The organism is Ruminococcus sp., from assembly GCF_016287535.1.
In the GTDB taxonomy this organism is placed as follows: Bacteria; Bacillota; Clostridia; order Oscillospirales; family Ruminococcaceae; genus Ruminococcus.
Map to the genome: position 1 here is coordinate 183,581 of NZ_JAEFAJ010000001.1, position 21,742 is coordinate 205,322.

Annotated in this window: 23 protein-coding genes; 3 read left to right on the top strand and 20 right to left on the bottom strand. The window is 42.6% G+C overall.

From position 1 onward, the window contains the following. Nucleotides 1-5 precede the first annotated feature (5 nt). Together QZZ36_RS00875 and QZZ36_RS00880 are read right to left on the bottom strand one after the other, a co-directional pair. The gene (locus QZZ36_RS00875) at nt 6-1,223 is read right to left on the bottom strand and encodes a 6-phosphofructokinase (protein WP_295075633.1); all 1,218 of its coding nucleotides are present in this window, start codon (nt 1,221-1,223) and stop codon (nt 6-8) included. Between the two features lie 203 nt (nt 1,224-1,426). Then, the gene (locus tag QZZ36_RS00880; protein ID WP_295075276.1) at nt 1,427-2,215 is read right to left on the bottom strand and encodes an HAD-IIB family hydrolase; all 789 of its coding nucleotides are present in this window, start codon (nt 2,213-2,215) and stop codon (nt 1,427-1,429) included. Between the two features lie 108 nt (nt 2,216-2,323). Between QZZ36_RS00880 and QZZ36_RS00885 the strand changes: the two genes are divergently transcribed. Then, nucleotides 2,324-2,839 (top strand): cob(I)yrinic acid a,c-diamide adenosyltransferase, encoded by a 516-nt coding sequence (locus QZZ36_RS00885; RefSeq protein WP_295075279.1) that lies wholly within the window; start codon nt 2,324-2,326, stop codon nt 2,837-2,839. Between the two features lie 26 nt (nt 2,840-2,865). Here the strand turns inward: QZZ36_RS00885 and QZZ36_RS00890 are convergent, their stop codons facing one another. From QZZ36_RS00890 to QZZ36_RS00930, 9 genes are all read right to left on the bottom strand, one after another. Next, nucleotides 2,866-3,087, bottom strand: coding sequence for a hypothetical protein (locus QZZ36_RS00890; protein WP_295075282.1), 222 nt, complete (start codon nt 3,085-3,087; stop codon nt 2,866-2,868). Between the two features lie 45 nt (nt 3,088-3,132). Further along, the gene (locus tag QZZ36_RS00895) at nt 3,133-3,633 is read right to left on the bottom strand and encodes a Gx transporter family protein (protein WP_295075285.1); all 501 of its coding nucleotides are present in this window, start codon (nt 3,631-3,633) and stop codon (nt 3,133-3,135) included. 1 nt (nt 3,634) lies between these two features. Beyond that, the gene (locus QZZ36_RS00900) at nt 3,635-3,991 is read right to left on the bottom strand and encodes a NusG domain II-containing protein (protein ID WP_295075287.1); all 357 of its coding nucleotides are present in this window, start codon (nt 3,989-3,991) and stop codon (nt 3,635-3,637) included. After that, nucleotides 3,984-5,030 carry an FAD:protein FMN transferase gene (locus tag QZZ36_RS00905; protein ID WP_295075290.1) on the bottom strand — a complete coding sequence of 349 codons (1,047 nt, stop codon included), beginning with the start codon at nt 5,028-5,030 and terminating at the stop codon, nt 3,984-3,986. Before QZZ36_RS00905 ends, QZZ36_RS00900 begins: the two co-directional genes overlap by 8 nt. 114 nt (nt 5,031-5,144) lie before the next feature. Beyond that, nucleotides 5,145-6,665: a 2,3-bisphosphoglycerate-independent phosphoglycerate mutase gene (gene gpmI / locus QZZ36_RS00910; protein ID WP_295075292.1), complete on the bottom strand. Its 1,521-nt coding sequence runs from the start codon at nt 6,663-6,665 to the stop codon at nt 5,145-5,147. Nucleotides 6,666-6,726: 61 nt separating this feature from the next. Then, nucleotides 6,727-7,503 (bottom strand): triose-phosphate isomerase, encoded by a 777-nt coding sequence (tpiA, locus tag QZZ36_RS00915; protein WP_295075295.1) that lies wholly within the window; start codon nt 7,501-7,503, stop codon nt 6,727-6,729. Nucleotides 7,504-7,521: 18 nt separating this feature from the next. After that, nucleotides 7,522-7,740 (bottom strand): hypothetical protein, encoded by a 219-nt coding sequence (locus tag QZZ36_RS00920; RefSeq protein ID WP_295075298.1) that lies wholly within the window; start codon nt 7,738-7,740, stop codon nt 7,522-7,524. Continuing rightward, nucleotides 7,737-8,168, bottom strand: a complete 432-nt coding sequence (locus QZZ36_RS00925; protein ID WP_295075301.1) for a hypothetical protein — start codon at nt 8,166-8,168, stop codon at nt 7,737-7,739. Before QZZ36_RS00925 ends, QZZ36_RS00920 begins: the two co-directional genes overlap by 4 nt. A 62-nt stretch (nt 8,169-8,230) precedes the next feature. Next, nucleotides 8,231-9,451: a phosphoglycerate kinase gene (locus QZZ36_RS00930; RefSeq protein WP_295075304.1), complete on the bottom strand. Its 1,221-nt coding sequence runs from the start codon at nt 9,449-9,451 to the stop codon at nt 8,231-8,233. Between the two features lie 288 nt (nt 9,452-9,739). On the opposite strand from QZZ36_RS00930, the gene QZZ36_RS00935 reads away from it, so the two are divergent. Next, entirely contained in the window at nt 9,740-10,399 is a 660-nt protein-coding gene (locus tag QZZ36_RS00935; RefSeq protein WP_295075307.1) for a DNA alkylation repair protein, read from the top strand. Nucleotides 10,400-10,449: 50 nt separating this feature from the next. Here the strand turns inward: QZZ36_RS00935 and QZZ36_RS00940 are convergent, their stop codons facing one another. The 5 genes from QZZ36_RS00940 to QZZ36_RS00960 all read right to left on the bottom strand — a co-directional run bounded on the left by QZZ36_RS00940 (nt 10,450) and on the right by QZZ36_RS00960 (nt 16,683). After that, nucleotides 10,450-11,667 carry a sodium ion-translocating decarboxylase subunit beta gene (locus tag QZZ36_RS00940; RefSeq protein WP_295075310.1) on the bottom strand — a complete coding sequence of 406 codons (1,218 nt, stop codon included), beginning with the start codon at nt 11,665-11,667 and terminating at the stop codon, nt 10,450-10,452. 13 nt (nt 11,668-11,680) lie between these two features. Further along, nucleotides 11,681-12,082, bottom strand: coding sequence for a biotin/lipoyl-containing protein (locus QZZ36_RS00945; protein ID WP_295075313.1), 402 nt, complete (start codon nt 12,080-12,082; stop codon nt 11,681-11,683). 2 nt (nt 12,083-12,084) lie between these two features. Then, complete coding sequence (locus QZZ36_RS00950; RefSeq protein ID WP_295075316.1) at nt 12,085-12,471, bottom strand: OadG family transporter subunit; 387 nt, start codon at nt 12,469-12,471, stop codon at nt 12,085-12,087. Nucleotides 12,472-12,484: 13 nt separating this feature from the next. After that, a complete protein-coding gene (locus tag QZZ36_RS00955) occupies nt 12,485-13,882 on the bottom strand; it encodes a pyruvate carboxylase subunit B (protein WP_295075319.1) in 1,398 nt (465 codons plus the stop codon). A gap of 227 nt (nt 13,883-14,109) precedes the next feature. Further along, nucleotides 14,110-16,683: a TetM/TetW/TetO/TetS family tetracycline resistance ribosomal protection protein gene (locus QZZ36_RS00960; protein WP_295075322.1), complete on the bottom strand. Its 2,574-nt coding sequence runs from the start codon at nt 16,681-16,683 to the stop codon at nt 14,110-14,112. A 124-nt stretch (nt 16,684-16,807) separates the two neighbouring features. Between QZZ36_RS00960 and yunB the strand changes: the two genes are divergently transcribed. Further along, nucleotides 16,808-17,446, top strand: coding sequence for a sporulation protein YunB (gene yunB, locus QZZ36_RS00965; protein ID WP_295075325.1), 639 nt, complete (start codon nt 16,808-16,810; stop codon nt 17,444-17,446). Between the two features lie 3 nt (nt 17,447-17,449). Here yunB and QZZ36_RS00970 read toward each other — a convergent pair whose 3' ends face one another. From QZZ36_RS00970 to QZZ36_RS00985, 4 genes are all read right to left on the bottom strand, one after another. Beyond that, nucleotides 17,450-18,088, bottom strand: a complete 639-nt coding sequence (locus QZZ36_RS00970; protein WP_295075327.1) for a class I SAM-dependent methyltransferase — start codon at nt 18,086-18,088, stop codon at nt 17,450-17,452. A 58-nt stretch (nt 18,089-18,146) separates the two neighbouring features. After that, nucleotides 18,147-19,985 carry a glutamine--fructose-6-phosphate transaminase (isomerizing) gene (glmS, locus tag QZZ36_RS00975; protein ID WP_295075330.1) on the bottom strand — a complete coding sequence of 613 codons (1,839 nt, stop codon included), beginning with the start codon at nt 19,983-19,985 and terminating at the stop codon, nt 18,147-18,149. 135 nt (nt 19,986-20,120) lie between these two features. Continuing rightward, nucleotides 20,121-20,627: a hypothetical protein gene (locus QZZ36_RS00980; protein ID WP_295075333.1), complete on the bottom strand. Its 507-nt coding sequence runs from the start codon at nt 20,625-20,627 to the stop codon at nt 20,121-20,123. 13 nt (nt 20,628-20,640) lie between these two features. Beyond that, complete coding sequence (locus tag QZZ36_RS00985; RefSeq protein ID WP_295075336.1) at nt 20,641-21,726, bottom strand: hypothetical protein; 1,086 nt, start codon at nt 21,724-21,726, stop codon at nt 20,641-20,643. Nucleotides 21,727-21,742: the final 16 nt, after the last annotated feature.

Below are 21,742 nucleotides of genomic sequence, written 5' to 3' on the forward strand. Positions count from 1 at the left end.
TTTATTTATATAACAAAATTCAATGGCATACCGTTTTTCATTATTGCGTGAAGCTCGCCCTGTATCAAAGGCATGATATAATCGTATGCAGGCGCAAGAACATTGTTTCCTGCTTCGTTTATCCATTCTCTTGGGAAGAATTTCTCCGAATTAGCTGCTTTTGCGGCGTCTACTGTGTCTATCCTGTAACTGTACGGCATATCTGATTCCCTCACAAAAGTCATCATACAACCTGATTTACCGCTTAATCCAGCTTTGACAGCAGCCATTCCTATAGCCTCTGATGACTTAATATCTTCAAGAGAAGCAATATGAGAACTACACCTCTGCATAACATTAAGCTCTATCGAACGGACTTTACACCCGATCTCAGCTGCAACAAGCTTTTCGAGGAACTTTCCTATACCAGACAGATAACTATGCCCGAAAACATCTTTTTGCCCTGACTGATATTCTTCAGCCGCAAATTTACCTTCTGCGGTCTTTACGCCTTCAGAAACAACAACTATTACCGCCCTATGCTTCTTCATCTCGTTTTTCACGTCAGAAAGAAAGCTTTCAATACTGAAAGTGGTCTCGGGAAGATAAACAAGATGCGGAGCGCTCTCGCCATTCGCACGAATACAGCATGCGGCAGCTGCAAGCCAGCCCGCATGACGTCCCATTGTTTCAATAACGGTCACCGATGGTATACTGTAAACATTACTGTCACGTGTGATCTCCTGTACAGATGCAGCAACATACTTAGCCGCAGAACCATATCCAGGTGAATGATCTGTTTCACAAAGGTCATTATCTATCGTTTTGGGGATACCGATCATTTTTATATCGTCGATCTTTTTATCTCGCAGATACGCCGAATACTTTGCAACAGTATCCATAGAATCATTTCCGCCGATATAGAAAAACATTCCGACATCGCGTTTTCGGAGTATTTCCGTTATCTTTTCGTATATCTCTGATTCAACCTTATGATCCGGCAGCTTTCTTCTGCATGAACCAAGTACCGCCGACGGAGTACGCAAAAGCAGCTGATAACTTACATCGCTCGTGATCTTCTCTGAAAGGTCCACCATTTCATTTTTGAGGATACCCTCGATACCATTCAGCACACCATAAATCTTGTCAATATCCTTGATCTGACCTGCAGCACTATATACTCCTGCCAAGGAAGCATTTATAGCGCAGGTCGGACCGCCTGACTGTGCAACAGCAATATTCATATTTTTTATTTGACTGAGTAATATCCCGAACTCAGCCATTCCTCCCATATAATCAGCTTTTCAGCTGTATTATTATTATAGCACAGGGAGAATATCCAAATCAATAATTAGAAATGACAAAATGCGCCAATAAAAATCGCAATATTTGAGTAAAAGAGCAATAAACGCCCAATCAAATAACGGTAGCTGTAATATATATTGCCTTATATAAGTTCAAAATGCTTTAAAGCATTATAGATTCCGTTCTCTTCAATTGGCGTGGTGACATACGACACATAAGGATATATATGCTCAGCTCCGCCCATAGCAATACTGTTCGGAACTGCCTGAAGCATGGGCAGATCATTTGTACTGTCTCCTATCGCATAAGCATTTTCTATTGATATTCCGAGCTTGTCAAGTATCGTGGCAATACCTGTTGCCTTTGAAAAGCCTAATGGAACATTCTCATAGAATCCGCCGCCGCGATCAATTATTGAGAAATCCTTGCCTATTTCCTGTCTGAACAATTCCATATCACTGTCCGGATTAGTCCAGATAACGAATTTATCAAAGCCGAAATTCTCATCCTCAACTCTTCCGCTTGTATCTATACCGGAATCCACAAAAAATTCCATGAAATACTTTAACCCGTCATTAACAGGAGCTTTATCATCAAAGAAATAGCCGTCCCTGTGCTCATATACCGGCGTAACATTACACATACGCATAAGAGCAGCTATTCGTCTGCATTCGTCTTTTTCTACGGTTCGCGAAAGAATAACTTTTCCGCCGTATTCTATGTACGTACCACAGCCGCAAATATAACCGTCAAATCCAAGCTTCTTGACTTTCGTACTTATATTGAAGGCTGTCCTGCCGGAATTAATAAATGTAAGGTTGCCTTTTTGACGTGTCAGAGCAATAGCCTCCCGTGTACTCTGAGGTATTACAGCCCTGTTGTCCTCGGTAGCTAAAGTACCGTCGATATCAAAAAATATAACAGATCTCATTTTAACACTCCTTTTTATACATTAACAATTATATTCCCTTCTACAATTGATGTCAAGCCTTGATAATTTCTTTGACACATGGTATAATTGTTTTAAGAGGTGGTGCAAATGCTTCATATATATTACGGAAATGGTAAAGGAAAAACCACAGCCGCTGTCGGTCTCACTGTCAGAGCGATCGGTGCAGGAATGAAAACTGCTTTTTTTCAGTTTCTGAAAAACGGTTCTTCTTCTGAAATTGATATACTTAAAGAGCTTGAAAATAATACTGTTATGTGCTGTGAATCATGCAGCAAATTCTCTTTTCAGATGAATGATGATGAGAAAAGCAATGTAACGTCAAAACATAATAATATGCTTATTTATGCTAAAGATCTAATCGAAAACGGAAGTGTTGATCTGGTTGTTCTTGACGAACTGCTTGACGCATATAACAAGAAGCTTATCGACGCTGAACTTGCAGATGAATTTATAAATTGCTGCAGTAAAAAGGCAGAGATCATAGTCACCGGAAGAGATCCATCAGCAGAGTGGTTAAATACTGCTGATTATGTTACCGAAATGACTTCATTAAAGCACCCATACAATAACGGGATAAACGCAAGAAAGGGTATAGAATACTAAAAGCTGCCAAACCGGCAGCTTTTTTCTTATATTATATCCTTTAATTCCTTAACCAAATCTATATCTTCCGAATTGATCCTGAAATTTGTAATTATGCTCTTATTATCGGGGGAAATTACTTTTATTTCGATTATACTCCCCTCCTGCACCGAACCTGCAGCAGCTTTAAAAAACATCGGAACCTTTGGATGATTGTTTTTAAAACGATCAAGCAGACCTTTCAGCTTAAATACATTCATTGGATTCATTATTATTTCACCTCTTATGTATTATAGCATATTCCGCTGATTTTTTCAAACTATTTTTTCAAGACGGCTCCTTTTAATTAGTAACTGTGCGCATAAACCTGTAAACGCGCCTGCAATGCAGCCTGATATAATAAGCACAGGATAAAATGTAACAACAGCAAATGATCTTAATATCGCTACCGCAGCAATGATCTGTCCCGTATTATGAAGAACAGCTCCGACAACACTGCTGAGCCATATATACTTCATAGGAATAATTCTTTTTATAAGAAGCATTCCTGTAAGACATAAAGCTGCACCGGCTGCGCTGTACAGCAATGCCATTATCCTCGAAGCAAAAAAAGCTGCCAGGATTATTCTTGCTGAAACGACCATAACAACTTCCCTTGCTTTGTATCTGTAAACTGCATAAACCGTTATAATATTGGCAAGACCAAGCTTAACTCCGGGTATCGGTATAAGATCGGGCAATTGAAGCTCTATAACAAAAATAATAAGAGCCAGTGCTGTAAGGAGAGCCAACTCGGATATTTTATGAGCTTTCATATCACTTATTCTCCTCATCTGCAAATCTTATTATAAGTCTGTGCGGCAGACAAACTATCGGAACACCTTCTGCACGAAGGAATCCGGTATGAACACAGGTCTGATCCGGACAATCAGCATCATAAATACATATTTTTCCGTTTTCGATCCTGACATCGTTCCAGCCTCCGTTTGAAGATTCTATACGGAACGTCCTGTCCTCTTCCTCAGAAAGATCAAGAGTATAAATTACTTTATTGTCCTGGATTATGCATACAGTTTTTTTATCTGATGTTCTGAAGCTGATTATTACAATAATTACTGAAATAATAAACATCGCAAGTACGATACTTCCAATGATCTTTACGCTCTTAGTCAAAAGTCATCACCTCAGCATCCATCGTACTTGTATTCTGAAAGTGTCCTGTAAGTCCATCGGTATAAAATACCTTCTCCTTGTCTGAAACAATGACAAAATCATACCCCGGAAAGCTTTTTATTATTTCCTGAGCTCCTTCTTCTCCGGCAACAAAAACAGCAGTTGAAAGCGCATCACAAGTCAGCCCGTTTTCACCTATGACAGTTACCGATACAAAACCGTTGTCAGCCGGAAAACCGTCTTTAGGATCAATTATATGACAGTATCTTTTTCCGTCTTCTCCTATAAAAAATCGCTCATAGTTTCCTGAAGTTATTACAGCCTTATCCGCTATTTCAACTATACACATATCAGTATCCGTCTTGAAGGGATCACGCACAGCTACTTTCCAGTCTTTTCCATCAGGTTTCGTACCGAGTGCCTGAACATTTCCGCCGAGACTGATGATACCGGACTTGATGTTATATGAGCGTAATATATTGATTACCTCATCACCGGTATAGCCTTTTGTTACTGCACCAAGATCAATCTGTACATTTTCAGGCAGCTGAACTGTATTATCGTTTATCTGTATCCTATCAAAACCAACATATTCCAGGAGTTCACTGATCCTTTTCTTATCCGGCAGACTGTATTCCCCGGTAGTAAATCCCCATTCTCTGAGCACTGGAAAAACAGTAATGTCAAGGCAGCCTGATGTTGTCAGACCAAATTCTTTTGACCTTTCTATAAGAAAAGCAGCGTCATCACATATTTGAACCGGTTCACCACTAGCGTCATTCAGCTTATATATATCACTCGTGTCTGAGGTCACTGATAACTCTTTTTCAAGGGTGAGTATTCTTTCTTCTGCTTCCGAAAGTGCTTTATCCGCATTCGTACCATAAACTTTCAGATTCATGTAAGTATCCATAGCGAATATATCACGGGAACAAGGTGATGTATCATCATATTTCGCTTCGGCACTGTTCTGCGAACACCCGGAAAAAAGAATACAGCCAACGACCATAGCTGCAAGGCGCATATTTCTTTTACACATTATTTTATCTCCTGTTAGAATCTTAGAATATTATATCATAATGTGTTAGTGTTTGCAACCATAAATGTTAACCGTATATAACAAAAAACGGATCTTGAAGATCCGTTTTTTACATTATTTCCTGAGAAGGCTCTTGCCTGTCATTTCAGCAGGCTGAGGAACTTCCATAATATCAAGCATAGTAGGAGCGAGATCAGCAAGAACGCCGCCTTCTGCCAGTTTGCCCTCAACACCTACAGCAATAAGCGGTACACGATTTGTTGTATGAGCCGTAAAAGGACTTCCGTCCGGTTCCATCATCTTGTCAGCATTTCCATGATCTGCTGTGATAAGAGCTGCACCGCCTTTAGCAAGTATCTTATCAACCATGCGGCCTACGCAGGTATCAGTTGCCTCAACAGCTTTTACAGCCGCATCAAATATACCGGTATGACCGACCATATCACAGTTCGCATAGTTAAGAATGATAACGTCGTATTTATCAGAATCTATAGCTTCGCATACAGCGTCGCATACCTCATAAGCGCTCATTTCAGGCTTGAGATCAAATGTAGGAACATCAGGAGACTTTATAAGTATTCTGTCCTCACCCTCAAACTGCCTCTCCTCGCCGCCGTTAAAGAAGAACGTAACGTGTGCATACTTCTGTGTCTCTGCGATACGAAGCTGGGTCTTGCCGAGCTTTGATAGGTACTCGCCCATAGTCATAGTCAGCTGCTCAGGAGGATATGCAACAGATACATTTGGCATTGTTGCATCATACTGAGCCATGCAAACAAAGTTCACAGGGAAGAAGCCGTTTCTTCTCTCAAAGCCGCTGAAATCAGGATCAACAAATGAACGTGTGATCTGTCTTGCTCTGTCAGGACGGAAATTGAAGAAGATAACGCTGTCATCAGCCTTGATCTGAGCACCGCCGTCAATTACTGTCGGAAGCATAAACTCATCAGTAACCTCGTTTGCATAGGAATTCTTGATAGCCTGTACGGGATCAGACTCCTTAACGCCTTCACCGTAAACCAGTGCGGCGTAAGCCTTTTCCACTCTGTCCCATGCGTTATCACGATCCATAGCATAGAAACGTCCTGAAATAGTTGCGACCTTTCCAAGACCTATCTTTTTGAGTTCAGCAACTGTTTCTTCCATATATTCGGCAGCTGATGAAGGCGGTACGTCTCTTCCGTCAAGGAATGCGTGGATATAGACCTTGTCGAGACCGTTCTTCTTAGCCATTTCAACAATACCGAAAAGGTGTTCCATATGACTGTGAACTCCGCCGGGTGAAAGAAGACCCATAAGGTGAAGAACGCTTCCCTTCGCCTTGCAGTTGTTCATGGCATTAAGGATAGCCTTGTTATTAAAGAATGTGCCGTCCTTGATATCCTTTGATATCTTGACGAGCATCTGGTAGACGATACGTCCTGCACCGATATTGGTATGTCCTACCTCTGAATTGCCCATCTGTCCGTCAGGCAGACCTACATCAAGTCCGCTTGCACCGATGATAGTATGCGGGCACTCTGCCATATATTTGTCTATGTTGGGCTTCTTTGCGGCAGCTATAGCGTTGCCGTATGTATCGGGATTGTATCCGAAGCCGTCCATGATTATAAGTGCAACAGGTTTCTTTGCCATTTTTATTATCCTTTCATATATTAGGGCGGATAAGATCCGCCCGTTAATGTCATATAAACAATCAACCGTTTATAGCTGCCTGTACGATAACATTGAAGTCCTCAGCCTTCAGTGAAGCGCCGCCGATAAGACCACCGTCGATATTTGGCTTAGCAAGAAGCTCAGCAGCGTTCTTAGCGTTCATAGAACCGCCGTACTGGATAGTTACAGCGTCAGCAGTTGCATTGTCAAAGAGCTTTGCAAGCTGTGCACGGATAAATCCGCAAACTTCCTCAGCCTGATCAGGAGTAGCTGTAAGACCTGTACCGATAGCCCATACCGGCTCGTAAGCGATTACTACGTTCTTTACCTGCTCTGCTGTGAGTGACCAGAGATCAAGCTTGATCTGACGAGCGATAACTTCTTCTGTGATGTTGCACTCGCGCTCCCACTTGAGCTCGCCAACGCAAACGATAGGCTTGAGACCTGCTTCAAGAGCAGCGATAGTTCTCTTGTTTACTGTCTCGTCTGTCTCGCCGAAGTACTGTCTTCTCTCGCTGTGACCGATAACAACGTACTCAACACCGAGCTCAGTGAGCATATCAGCTGAGATCTCGCCGGTGAACGCACCACTCTTCTCAAAGTGAACATTCTCTGCACCGATCTTAACATTGCTGCCTGCTGTTGTGTTGATAGCTGTTTCAAGGTTTGTGAAAGGAACACAAGCAATGACCTCGATCTTGCCCTCAGCGTTTGCAACGAGGGGCTTGATAGCTTCGAGGAGTGCCTTAGCCTCAGGACGTGTCTTGTTCATTTTCCAGTTTCCGGCAATAATTGCCTTTCTTAATGATTTGTTCATGTTGTTTAACTCCTTTTATCAGAATTTTATTTCGTCGTCATCGTAATATGGAAGCATATCAGGCTCTTTTTCATAAGTATTGTTGCCGTTATTGCAGCCGATCTTTACGCCTTTCTTTATGGGAGAAAGGAAAAATCCTACGATGATGCCGGTGAGGAAGCTGCACAAAGCAAACAGCCACATAGCTGTGCCGCTGTTCTTGAGTTCCTCGGTAAATTTGCAGTTACATTTCTTCATAATAAAACTCCTGTCAATAAAGCTGCTCCGAAAAGCAGAATGATACCTGCCATGAAAAAACATGATATATATACAGGGGCAGACATGGGTGGAACAGGGATGAACTCTTTGACTACCTCAGGCTCATTACGCTTAACATATATAACAGCCTTATCTCCGTAAACTGTAAAACCGTCTATTTTAGCCGTAAATTCCTTATATTCGTAAAAGAAGCGGACGCTTATATCATCCGTTTCATCATCACGTATGACATCAGCCCTCATCCTTGCCCATTTTCTGTGGGAAGGCGGAAGATTCAGCGTTTTTCCAAGAAGGCTGCGCACACCGCACCATATCAATACGGCAAGAAAACACAGCAGCAAAAATACAAGCACTGCAACGGAAACTAAACCTATACCGTTTTCTATTACTTTATCAATGTTTTTCATTCGGATATGCGCTTTATTGCGTTTAAGGGCGAATATCTCTATCCGCCCTATCGTTTGTATGATTACTTTTCAGCGATAGCTGCAACGCCGGGAAGTACCTTGCCCTCAAGGTATTCAAGTGAAGCGCCGCCGCCTGTTGAGATGTGGCTCATCTTGTCAGCGAAGCCGAGCTGGATAGCAGCTGTAGCCGAATCGCCACCGCCGATGATAGTTGTAGCGTCAGCCTGTGCAAGAGCCTCGCATACAGCAACTGTACCCTTCTTGAGTGTTGGATTCTCAAATACGCCCATAGGTCCGTTCCATACAACCGTCTTTGCAGACTTAGCAGCCTCAGCGAAGATAGCAGCCGTCTTTGGACCAATATCAAGACCCATCTTGTCAGCAGGGATCTTGTCAGCATCAACATAATCTACGCTGATCTCTGCGTCGATAGGATCCGGGAATGAATCAGCAATAGCTGTATCAACAGGAAGAAGTATCTTCTTACCGAGCTTCTGAGCCTTAGCGAGCATTTCCTTACAGTAGTCAAGCTTTTCTTCGTCAACAAGTGACTTACCGATAGCGCCGCCCTGTGCCTTTATAAATGTATATGCCATACCGCCACCGATGATAAGTGTATCGCACTTCTCAAGGAGGTTAGAGATAACATTGAGCTTATCAGCTACCTTTGCACCGCCAAGGATAGCAACAAAAGGTCTCTCGGGAACCTCAACTGCATTGCCGAGATACTGGATCTCCTTCTGCATGAGGTAGCCTACAGCAGTTTCCTTAACGAACTTTGTTACGCCTGCTGTTGAAGCGTGTGCTCTGTGAGCAGAACCAAAAGCGTCCATAACGAATACTTCGCCGTCGATAAGATCAGCAAGCTCCTTTGAGAACTGCTCGCCGTTCTTTGTCTCTTCATCGCCGCGGAAACGTGTATTCTCAAGGACAACGATCTCACCGTCGTTCATTGCAGCAACTGCCTTCTTTGCGTTTTCGCCTACAACAGTATCGTCAGCAGCAAAAGTAACCTTTGTATTTACGAGCTCACCAAGTCTCTTTGCTGCAGGAGCAAGCGAAAACTTAGCTTCGGGACCATTCTTCGGCTTGCCGAGATGTGAGCAAAGAACAACCTTTGCACCGTTCTCAACGAGCTTATTGATAGTGGGAAGAGCAGCCTGAATTCTGTTATCGTTTGTGATAACGCCGTCCTTCATAGGAACGTTGAAGTCTACTCTTACGAGAACCTTTCTGCCCTTAACATTAATGTCTTCTACTGTAACCTTGTTTAATCCTGCCATGGGTATGACATCCTTTCGTTATAATAAATTACATAATTGATGTTGTTATAATATTAACAACGTACATTTCTATTTTACACTATTCTAATAAAATTTGCAAGCCTTTCCGTGATTTTTTTCATGTTAAACAGGAAATTTTTTTCTTTGGATATGTAATATAGAAAAAATGAACTGTTCAGACATCGTAGAATTTATTAATTGATTTATATAATTCTTGACAATGCCCCATGCATCATGTATAATCTTAGTAAACGAACTAATGATCCAAAACAATAGGAGGTGGTATATATGGATAAATACACAAATATTAAGGAGCTTTTTGTGAACAGTAAAAATACAGAAACCGCTGCTTCAATGTCTAAGTACATGAAAAATAAGTTTATATTTTACGGTATCGCAACGCCTGAACGTAAAGCGCTTTATAAAGACTTCCTGAAAACTGAAAAGGCTTCTAAGAATATAGACTGGTCATTCCTTGATAAATGCTATGAAGACGATCACAGAGAGTTCCAGTATCTTGTTTATGATTATCTCTTTGCAATGAAAAAGTATTTAGTTTACAAAAATACAGATAAAATACAACATTATATCGTTACTAAACCGTGGTGGGACACTACTGACTTTCTCTGCAAGGTCATAGGTGAAATAGGCTTAAAAGACCAACGTGTGAGCAAGCTTATGCTGAAATGGTCTGCCGGCAGTGATATATGGCTTAAAAGGAGTGCTATTCTTCATCAATTAGCCTATAAGGACAAAACCGATACCGGATTGCTGGAGGAAATAATATCCAACTGCCTCGGCAGCGACGAATTTTTCATCAATAAGGCTATAGGCTGGGCTTTAAGAGAATATTCAAAAACAGCTCCCGAATGGGTAAAAAACTTTATCAGCAGGCGTAAAAATGATCTGTCTGCTCTTAGCGTAAAGGAAGGAAGCAAGTATATCTGAAAAAGCAAACCCGAAAGCAAGTCGTTCTGACCGCTTTCGGGCTTTTATTATCACTTAAATACTGCAAGCAGGAAGCCGGCAGCGATAGCAGAGCCGATAACGCCCGCAACATTCGGTCCCATAGCGTGCATGAGAAGGAAGTTTGAAGGATTAGCCTTCTGACCCTCCATCTGTGATACACGTGCAGCCATAGGAACGGCTGAAACACCGGCAGAACCGATAAGAGGATTGATCTTGCCGCCTGAGAGCTTATACATGATCTTACCGACAAGAAGTCCGCCGACTGTCGAGAAGCAGAATGCTGTAAGACCAAGAACTACTATCTTGATAGTCTCAAGGGAGAGGAAACGCTCAGCAGCAGTTGTAGCACCAACTGAGATTCCGAGGAATACAGTTACAATATTCATAAGAGCATTCTGAACAGTATCTGAAAGTCTTTCTGTAACTCCGCACTCTCTCCAGAGGTTGCCCAGCATAAGGCAGCCAACAAGAGGAGCTGTTGAAGGAAGAAGAAGAATAACGAACATTGCAACAATTATAGGGAAAATTATCTTCTCTGTCTTTGAAACTACACGAGTCTGCTCCATCTTTACCTCTCTCTCCTTCTTTGTAGTAAGGAGTTTCATTATCGGAGGCTGAATCATAGGAATGAGAGCCATATAGGAATATGCCGCGATAGCGATAGGTCCGAGAAGATGAGGAGCAAGTTTTGTAGTAAGGAAGATAGCTGTGGGTCCGTCGGCACCGCCGATGATACCGATGGAAGCAGCTTCGTTTCCTGTAAATCCAAGGCAAACGGCACCGAAGAATGCGAGGAATACACCCATCTGAGCGGCAGCTCCGAGGAGAAGGCTCTTAGGATTGGAGATAAGCGGACCAAAGTCAGTCATCGCGCCAACGCCCATGAAAATGAGTGAAGGATAGATACCAGCCTTAACACCTATGTAAAGGATATCAAGGAGTCCGCCGTTACGCATGATAGCGCCGTAGCTGTGATAGTCAGGGTGGTCGTGATTGAGGAAGTTATCCCACAGATCCAAGTGATAAAGGGCGTCTGTAGATCCCGCACCAAAGTACGAAAGATTTACGAGCAGACAGCCGAATGCGATACCAACGAGAAGAAGCGGTTCAAACTTCTTTTTGATTCCGAGGTAAAGAAGAACACAGGAAATAATTATCATTATAAGGTTCTTCCATCCGCCGTTAACGAAAAAGCTTTGGAAACCTGAATCATTCCACAAAGTTTTCAGGGTTTCAAGAATATCCATCTACTTGCCCTCCTTATGCTATAACAACAAGAGGAGCGCCTGTGTCTACAACAGAACCCTTGCTTGTAACTACCTGAGCAACTGTACCGTCCTTAGGAGCTACTATTTCATTTTCCATTTTCATAGCTTCGAGAATAACGAGTATCTGACCAGCCTTTACCGTATCACCCTGTGCAACATCAACTCTGATGATATTGCCGGGCATAGGAGCTGTAACAGTTTCGCCTGCCGCAAGATTTACGGGAGCAGCAGGTGCAGCCGCAGGAGCGGGAGCTGCTGCAGGAGCAGCGGCAACAGGTGCAGCCGCAGCGGCAGGTGCAGGTGCGAGTGCCTCATATTCGTCAAGAAGAACAGCCTTTCCCTGTTCTACTTCTACTTCATAAGTCTTACCGTTAAGTGTAACTTTATACTTCATGATTATTTGACCTCCTTAATGGAAATAAAGTGCAGCTCATTGAGCGGCTTCTGCATTTTGTCTGCAACAATAGCCATTATCATAGCAGCTTCCTTATCAGGAACGTCAAAGAGCTTTATGTGACCGGCTGAACCGGGAGCAAGAGGGAGCTCTGCCTTAACCTCAGCGGCAGCAGGTGCAGCCTTTACTTCGGCAGCAGCCTTTTTAGCAGCCTCTTCCTTGGCATTTTTTGATTTAAAGTACGCACCAGTACAGTACAATACTATCATAAGGCATACAAGTCCTGCAAAAACTACTGTGTATCCGAATATAGCAGTTACAGCAGCGTCGCCTATCGTAATATCATCTAAACTCTCAGCAGCAGCGGAAAGAATAACATTATCAAACATAGTTTCCCTCCCCTTACATAGCCTCGATAGTGTAAACTGCTTCGTTTTCTTCCTTGGCTTTACGATCCTTGAGGAACTTCAGGGTCTGATCGGGGTAGCAGATATAGCTCATTACGTCCTCTTCACTGCGGCAAAGATCGCCGAGTACCTTCTTAGCGTCAGCAAATTCCTCACCTGTACGCTTCTGGTCTTCTATACGGCAGTCAACAGCTTCGCTGTCACCGAGAACCTTATCAACCAGTTCCTGTGCTATAGGTGCGGGAGGATTACCGTACTCGCCCTTTATATAGTTCTTTATCTCCTTGGAGATGTTCTTGTATCTTTCACCGACAAGCACGTTTGTTACAGCCTGATTTCCTACCATCTGTGAAAGAGGTGTAACAAGCGGAGGATAGCCCATATCTGCTCTAACCTTCGGGATCTCTGCAAGAGCAGCGTCAAACTTATCCATTGCGTGCATATCTGTAAGATTTGCTATCATATTTGAAAGCATACCGCCGGGAACCTTGTACACAAGTGCCTGTGCGTCGGTTGCAAGGCTCTTGGGATTGAGCTGACCGTTGTCGATATACTTCTGTTTGATAGGCTTGAAGTAGTCATTTACCTTGTTGATGATATCTTCTTTAAGACCGCTGTCAATTCCGTACTGGCTGAGAGCGTAGTACATAGTCTCTGTTGAAGGCTGTGAAGTACCGCCTGAGAAGCATGAAGTAGCGCAGTCGATAACATCTATGCCTGACTCGATAGCCTTTGTAAGTGTCATATATGCCATACCTGTAGTACAGTGAGTATGAAGAATAAGCGTCATATCGCCGATAGCGTCCTTGATTCCCTTGATAAGATGCTCAGCTTCATATGGTGACATGGTTCCTGCCATATCCTTGAGGCAGATAGTATCAAAGCCCATAGTCTTGAGCTCCTTGCACATCTCGATGTACTTGTCAACTGTATGTACAGGACTCTGTGTATAAGAGATACAGCCTGATGCGATAGTCTTTTCAGTAGCATACTTCTTTGTTGCATTAAGGGCTGTCTCGATATTTCTGAAATCGTTGAGAGCGTCAAAGATACGGATAACGTCGATACCATTCTTGATAGAAAGCTCAACGAATTTCTCAACTACGTCATCGTGATAATGCTTATATCCCAGAAGGTTCTGTCCTCTGAGAAGCATCTGGAGTCTGGTATTGGGAAGGTTCTTTCTGAGATTGCGAAGTCTTTCCCACGGATCTTCTCCAAGATAGCGCAGGCATGAGTCAAATGTTGCTCCGCCCCAGCATTCGATTGAATAATAACCTGCTTTGTCCATATCGGAAAGGATACCCTCATAGTCCGAATATGGAAGACGAGTAGCCATCAGCGACTGATTGGCATCACGTAATACGGTTTCTGTCAGTTGCACTTTTTTCATGTACAAGCCTCCTCAAAATATAAATCTGCATAGCAGATAAAATTACACTGTTTCCCTTATGGGAACAAGGATCAATACCTTCCGGCAAAAATCCCAATCAAAAATTATTATATCATATACCGTTTGAAATTTCCACTCTTTTTACAAAATTTGTATTTATTTTTTATATTAAACAAAATCATGTAATAAAATGACAAAAGGACCTGCATTATGCAAGTCCTTTTTTGCTATTTCATAGTCTCAATATACTCTTTAATTGCGGTTTCTGCCGCGATACATCTTTTTTTGAATTCGGATGCTGATATTCTCATTGCTCCATTGCCTAAAATTATCATCTGCTCGACGCCGTCAGAGGTTGCCACACGGACACGGTGATCCTTTGAAAGAGAGTGTGTTACTTTCTCGATATACGTATCCGCTGTCTCAGATTCCTTTGTATATACTATATTAATGTTACAGTATTTTTCGATATCACGGTGCTTTCCTTTGACTTTATAAGCGTCAAATACGAGAATGAGCTCGCAGCCGGCGTATCCCTGATAATTGCACATCCTGTTTATAAGCTCTCCCCTTGCAGCATCAAGGTTTTCTTCAGCGATCTTTTTCAGATCTTCCCATGAAAAAATAATATTATAACCGTCAACGAGAAGGTAATCCGGTCCCGAATACTTTGGCAACCGTATACTCTTGTCTTCTATATTTACAGCTTTTGTCTTTTTGAAAGCTCGGCTCGGCTCGCGGTTTATCTTTCCGTAGGTCATCTCGAATATAGCCATAAGCTCTTCATCGCTCACAGCCTTTTCAATAAAACGCGACGCTTTTAGTTTCCTATCCTCAGAGTTTTCTGAATCGTCTTTACCAGCCGTTGCGAGAGGAAGGTGCATATTGTCATAGACCTCGTCCCATTTTACATTGTAGCCTGCTCCGTGCGAACAGAATATTGAATCAGCACTGTTTTCAATATCACCGTTGCAATCATATCCAATATCTGCAACTACCTCGTCTGTGTTATGACATTCCCTGTATCCGCTGAAATTAAGCGACAAGCGCCCCTTCCCCCGTGTATAAGCAATTACCTCTGCCTGATAGCTGCTGAGCTCCGAAACCGGTGCCATTCCTTTTATTACTGAGATATCTCCATTTGCTTCGGGACTGCAGAATTCAGCTGACATATGCTGAAGATCTGATATTGCCCTTCCGACATTTTCATTAGGTATCTCCAGTTCATACTCGTAATATGGTTCGAGAAGAACTGATTCCGCACATCTGAGCCCCTGTCTGACAGCTCTGTATGTCGCCTGACGGAAGTCTCCTCCTTCTGTGTGCTTCAGGTGAGCTTTTCCTGCGACCAGCGTAAGCTTCATATCAGTTATCGGCGAACCAGTCAGTACACCTAAATGCGTTTTCTCGGCAAGATGAGTTAGTATCAGTCTCTGCCAGTTTCTGTCAAGCTCATCCTCAGAGCATGATGTATCAAATACAAGTCCGCTGCCTAATGGGAGAGGTTCAAGGAGAATGTGCGCCTCCGCATAATGTCTCAGCGGCTCATAGTGTCCTATGCCCTCAACAGGAAAACGTATCGTTTCTTTATAAGCTACCGCACCGTCGGCAAAACCGGCTGAAAAGCCAAATTTTTCCTTGATCTTGCGTGTAAGCACCTCTATCTGTACTGCCCCCATAAGCTGAATGTGTATCTCCCTGTTCTGTTCATCCCATACAATGTGGAGCTGCGGATCTTCATCTTCAAGTATCCTCAGATCCTTCAGCGCGTCATATACATTAATATCATCAGGCACTATCACCTTATAAGTCATAACAGGTTCGATATATGCTCTCTCACTGTTCCTTATAAATCCTATCCCCTGTCCGGCATATGTTTCCGGAAGACCAGTAACGGCGCATACATCACCGGGGTCAGCATATTCTGCGTTACGGAATTTTTCACCGGTATAGAATCTTATAGAACTTACCTTGGCAGAAACATCATTGCCGTCACTGTCTCTGTAACATATCTCATCACGCATTCCAAGCTGTCCGCCCATTATTTTGACATGAGTAAGCCTTGTACCCTTGGGATCGTATGATATCTTATAGACCTTAGCTCCGAATTCATTGGAATAAGCTGAAACCTCGGTATATCTGTGCAGTATATCAATAAATTCGTCGATACCTTCCATTTTGAGTGCAGAACCAAAAAAACACGGAAATATTTCTCTGTTCTTTACAGCTTCTGCAATGTCAGTGATTCCTATACTGCTCTCAGAAATAAACTTTTCCATAAGTTTTTCCGAACAGTACGCAGAAGCCTCGGCTATTTCAGCACTGCTTCCCGTAAAATCGACACAGCCGGCTGACAGCTTACTGCTCAGGTTACGGATTATCGAGCTTTTGTCAGCACCTATAAGATCCATTTTATTTACAAAAATGAATACCGGCACCTCATACTTCTGGAGAAGTTTCCATAAAGTATGAGTATGGCTCTGTACACCGTCGGTACCGCTTATAACAAGGACAGCATAGTCCAGTACACACATTGTTCGCTCGGTTTCAGCTGTAAAATCAACGTGTCCGGGAGTATCAAGAAGGGTATATCTTGTGCCGTCAACAGTAAATTCAGCCTGTGAGGAAAAAATTGTGATACCACGCTCTCTTTCTATAGAGTCGGTGTCAAGCGCTGAATTACCGTTATCCACTCTGCCGAGCTTCCGTATAACACCTGTTTTATACAATATAGCCTCAGCAAGTGTTGTTTTTCCCGAATCAACATGAGCGGTTATTCCGATAGTTATGTTTTTCATCATTTCACCTCGGTCATATAAGCTATTTGCTTAATTGTATCACAAAAAAATAATTTTGTCCATATATTAAATGTTGTGTCCTTATCAGATAATGGTGAATATAATGAATATAAAGCGGAGGGAAAAAATGAGAAAAAGAACTCGCAGGAACCGGAAAATGATCGGTATATATATGTTTTTAATCATATTTTTACTGATTTTTTCCGTGATCAGAACAGAAAAACTTCTCAAACCAGTGGTAACCGAGCAGGCTGAACACTTCTCAGAGAAGATCGCCGCAGAGATAATCGAAAGCACAGTTTCCGGATATCTGAGAGATAACAGGTACAGATACAGTGATTTTGCAGCCGTACTTTACAACGAAAAAAAACAGGCAGCGTCTGTCGAGACCATTCCTTATACTATTAATAAAGTGCAGTCAGAACTTACGCTTCTGATAAATCAGAGACTTAAAAGCGCGGACAAAGCCAAAACTGAAATACCGATAGGGACTCTTACTCAAACCTACGTTTTTAATGGCAAAGGACCAAAAATACATATAAGGATCAGTCCTTTGGGCTCAGCAGACGTAAAAATCAAAAGCGAACTGGAAAGCGCAGGTATAAATCAGACCAAGCATCACATTTCAGCTGTTATCTCAGTAAATGTAACCTCATCAACACCGCTTTATAAATTCAATACTCATACCGAATTTGAATTCCTTATCGCTGAAACTGTAATTATAGGCGATGTGCCGGATATATCACCTGTCTATGGTAAGAAATGATCTTTACTTTCTTCCCTCTGCACAAACCCATTTCTCTCCGGGCTGAGTATGTATCCTTATGTCAGTAAATCCGGCATTTCCCAGCAGCGAACGGAATTCCGCAACCGTAGGGTTAAAAAGATGGAACTTTCGTATGCCTTCGATATCTTTTTCGTCAAGTTCTGCATCACCATTTATATCGGCAACGATAAACAATCGTCCGCCTTTTCTGAGAACTCTGCGCACTTCCCTGAGATTTTCAGCCGGATCAGGCCAGAAATAAAAGCTTTCCACAGTGATGATCTTGTCGAAAGTGTTTTCTTCAAAAGGAAGCTTTTCTACAGAAGCTTTTATAATGCTTATTTTTCCGCATTCAACGTCCTTCATATTATGTTTTTCTGAAAGCATGGCCGAAACTTCTGAATGATCGACCCCATACAGCTTTCCTTCACTGATTTTTTCTGACATACGTCTGAGTGTTTCTCCGCCGCCGCAGCCGATATCCAGAACAATATCTTCAGCCCCAAGCTCAAGAAAGTCCAGTGCCCAGCCGGTAACGGCAGAATGGTGCTCGTTCATGCCCCTCAGCATTTCAATACCTGCTTCGCCATGAGGTTTAGCGGGATTTCCGAGCTCTGTTATTGATAATTTTTCTTTTTCCATACTAACTCCTGATATCAGAATTAAAGGCTGACGCTTCACGCGACAGCCTTTATACTTTTTATTCTACTGTTACACTCTTTGCAAGGTTTCTTGGCTTGTCAACATCAAAGCCCTTTGCAACGGATACATAGTATCCGAGGAGCTGAAGCGGTATTACCGAAAGACTTCCTGCGAAATGAGGGTCGGTCTGGGGAATATATACTGTAAAATCAGCAAGATCTTCAATGCTGTAATTACCATAGGTTGTAAGTCCCATAAGTGAAGCTCCGCGGCTCTTTACCTCTACCATATTGCTTACAGTCTTTTCGTAAAGCTCCTGCTGGGTAAGTACGCCGATTACCGGAATACCCTCCTCAATAAGACTTATAGGTCCGTGCTTCAGTTCGCCTGCAGCATATGCCTCGGAATGAATATAGCTGATCTCCTTCATCTTGAGGCTACCCTCAAGACCGATAGCATAGTCTATGCCGCGTCCTATGAAGAAAGCATCCTTTGCGCCGGCAAGCTTGTTTGCGTACCACTGAATACGCTCTTTATCCTCAAGTATCTTCTTGATCTTATCAGGGATAGTGAAAAGCTCTTTAAGAAGTTCTTCGCATTGTCCCTCTGTCATTTCACCTCTTGCAACAGCAAACTGCATAGCAAGAAGATATCCGGCGATAAGCTGTGTGCTGTAAGCCTTGGTAGTAGCAACAGATATTTCAGGACCTGCAAGTGTATAGAATACATTGTCTGCTTCACGGGCAATGGATGAACCGACAACATTGACGATACCAAGAGTCTTGATACCTTTTTCCTTTGCTTCTCTGAGAGCCGCAAGGCTGTCGGCAGTCTCACCGGACTGACTGATAATGATAACAAGGCTGTTGGGAACGAGGGTCATCTTTCTGTATCTGAACTCAGACGCGAGCTCTACTCTTACAGGTATAGACGTAAAGTCCTCAACAACATACTGTACAGCCATACCAACATGATATGCGCTTCCGCAGGCAACTATGTAGATCTGGCTTATCTTCTGCATCTCCTCATCTGTGAGTCCAACATCGGAGAAGTCGATCTTTCCGTTCTTTACTACTGAATTGATAGTGTCACGAACTACCTTGGGCTGCTCATGGATCTCCTTGAGCATGAAGTGTTCATATCCACCCTTTTCAGCAGCCTCTGCGTCCCACTTGATCTCTGTGAGAGGCTTTTCGATCTCTTCACGGTCAATATTATAGAATGTTACGCCGCCCTTTACAAGCTTAGCGATCTCCATATTGCCGATATAGTAAACATTTCTTGTATATTTCAGTATTGCAGGAACGTCGGAAGCTACATAGGTCTCGCCGTTTGATATGCCGATTATCATCGGACTGTCCTTACGTGCTGTATAGATCTCACCGGGATAATCCTTGAACATTACAGCAAGTGCATATGAACCTCTTATTCTTATCATTGCACGTGCGATCGAATCAACAGGACCAAGACCGTACTTTTTGAAATAATAGTCTATAAGCTTTACCGCTACCTCTGTATCTGTCTGAGAAACAAAGGAATAGCCGCTTTTTACGAGCTTTTCTTTAAGCTCCTGATAGTTTTCGATGATTCCGTTGTGAACGGCGATAACATTTTCATCGTCACTTGAATGGGGATGAGCGTTCAGAGCAGAAGGTTCACCGTGAGTTGCCCAGCGGGTATGACCGATTCCGCAGTCGCCCCTGACAGCGTCACCGTTATTGGTCATCTCCTTGAGTACTTTAAGCTTGCCCTTTGCTTTTACAACTTCTGTATCCTTTTCACCGTCTCTTACAGCGATTCCTGCCGAGTCATAACCTCTGTACTCAAGCTTGGAAAGTCCGTCGAGCAGTATCGGCGCAGCCTGAGCGCTGCCGGTAAATCCAACAATTCCGCACATATATCTGTTTCCTCCATTAAACTTTTTCTTGATATCATTAACATATCACCAAACTACAGCTATAAAACGCCATATTACATTAATTATACAACAAACGCTTTTGTTTGTCAACATAAAAATAATTAATTTATAATTTCAGTTCTTTGAGCTGCGCTGAGATGTGTTTTCAACTCTGATCACAGGGCTCTTTTCAATTCTTGAACCAAGCGGAGTGTCGGATTTTACTTTAAGGTCAAAGCCGTTCTGCTTCCTGTAATCAGAAGCTCCCTGCTTTTTGTACACTGACTTCATATTGGATTTCATTATCGAAACCGCTATAAACGCAACAATAAGACCTATAATAAGACTTATAATAAAAGCCTTTACAGGATCGAATGTTTTTTCTCTCACATCTGCCCCATAGTATACAGTATCATCATAACTGTTTCCATTGGTGCTGAATTCGATTATATCACTCTCATCGTCTCCGGTGTCATATGCATATACTTCCGTCGTATCGTCCTCGTCTATGAACTCAAACTCATAATCGGCAGCAGCGATCATTCCTGTATGTGCTGAAAATGCAACAATATTAAAGCTTATGGCTAACAGGATCATAGTAATGAATACTGTTATAGCGGAGATCATTCTTTTTCTATACATTGCCTATACCTCCTCAGCCAAGTCCCATAAGAAGCGATATTCCAAAGCAGACCGCAGTAACCGCCGCGGCAATGCCCCAGAAATATTTTGCAGAAGCTCCTGGATCAATCGGAAGATCTCCAACGAATTTACCGGTCTGACCATTCATCGCGAAAACATATTTTGAACCATTCCATGTAGTGTTAAGTATCCACACAGGATAAAGCGCATATTTTGATCTTCCGTTATGAAGGCTTACAGAACCGCTCTCTTTTGTAAGGGCGCTGTAGCCCTGGATCGTAGAAGCGAATATCTGCTCGGTAGTATTCTTGATCCTTTCATTTGCGCGTTCTATGCTTTCTTCGGCATTAACATCGTACCTGTCCGCGAGATAGCCTGAGAGGTATGCCGTTTTGAACTCGACGGCGTCTTTAAAGTCAAAAGGCTCGATGGATTCCATAAGGTCGTCCTGCATTTTTGATGAACCATCAACAGGAACAAGCTCAAATTGAACATTACCCTCTCTTTTTACGGAAAAATAGCTTCTTTCAACATAATTGAACTTACCATCGCTCCAGTTTCTTATCTTTTCGCCTTTGAAAAGCATTTTTCCCTCTGCGTCAGCGTCAAACAGCCATACCGGAACATAAACACCTTTGATCTCATCAATATGATTCTGATCCCTGAAAACTTTCGGGAGCAGCTTTCTTCCTTCAAGGTGCTTGTTCAGAGCAGCCTTTGCAGCTTCCTTGTCCAATTTGAACGGAATTATATAATCCGGCTTCAGATCACCAGAAAAATTGCCTGACATAACAACCGGATTATCACAGTACGGACATTTTGAAGCAGAAGTTGTAGGATCGGTAATGATCTCGCCGCCGCAGGATTTGCACGTATAAACGCGCATATTTTCAGTTTCACTCTGCTGCCAGCTGTTTCCGGCTGTTGTTTCCCAGTTCATATCATCGTCTTTTATATTTTCAAGACTGTTGTCATGATCCTTTATGGAATCAACATCAAATTCCGATTCACAGAACGGACATCTCATCTTCTGGGAGCCTGAACTGAATTCAAGCTTGCCGCCGCAGGCAGGACATTTATATTCTATTACATCAGACATTCATTTCACCTCTGTA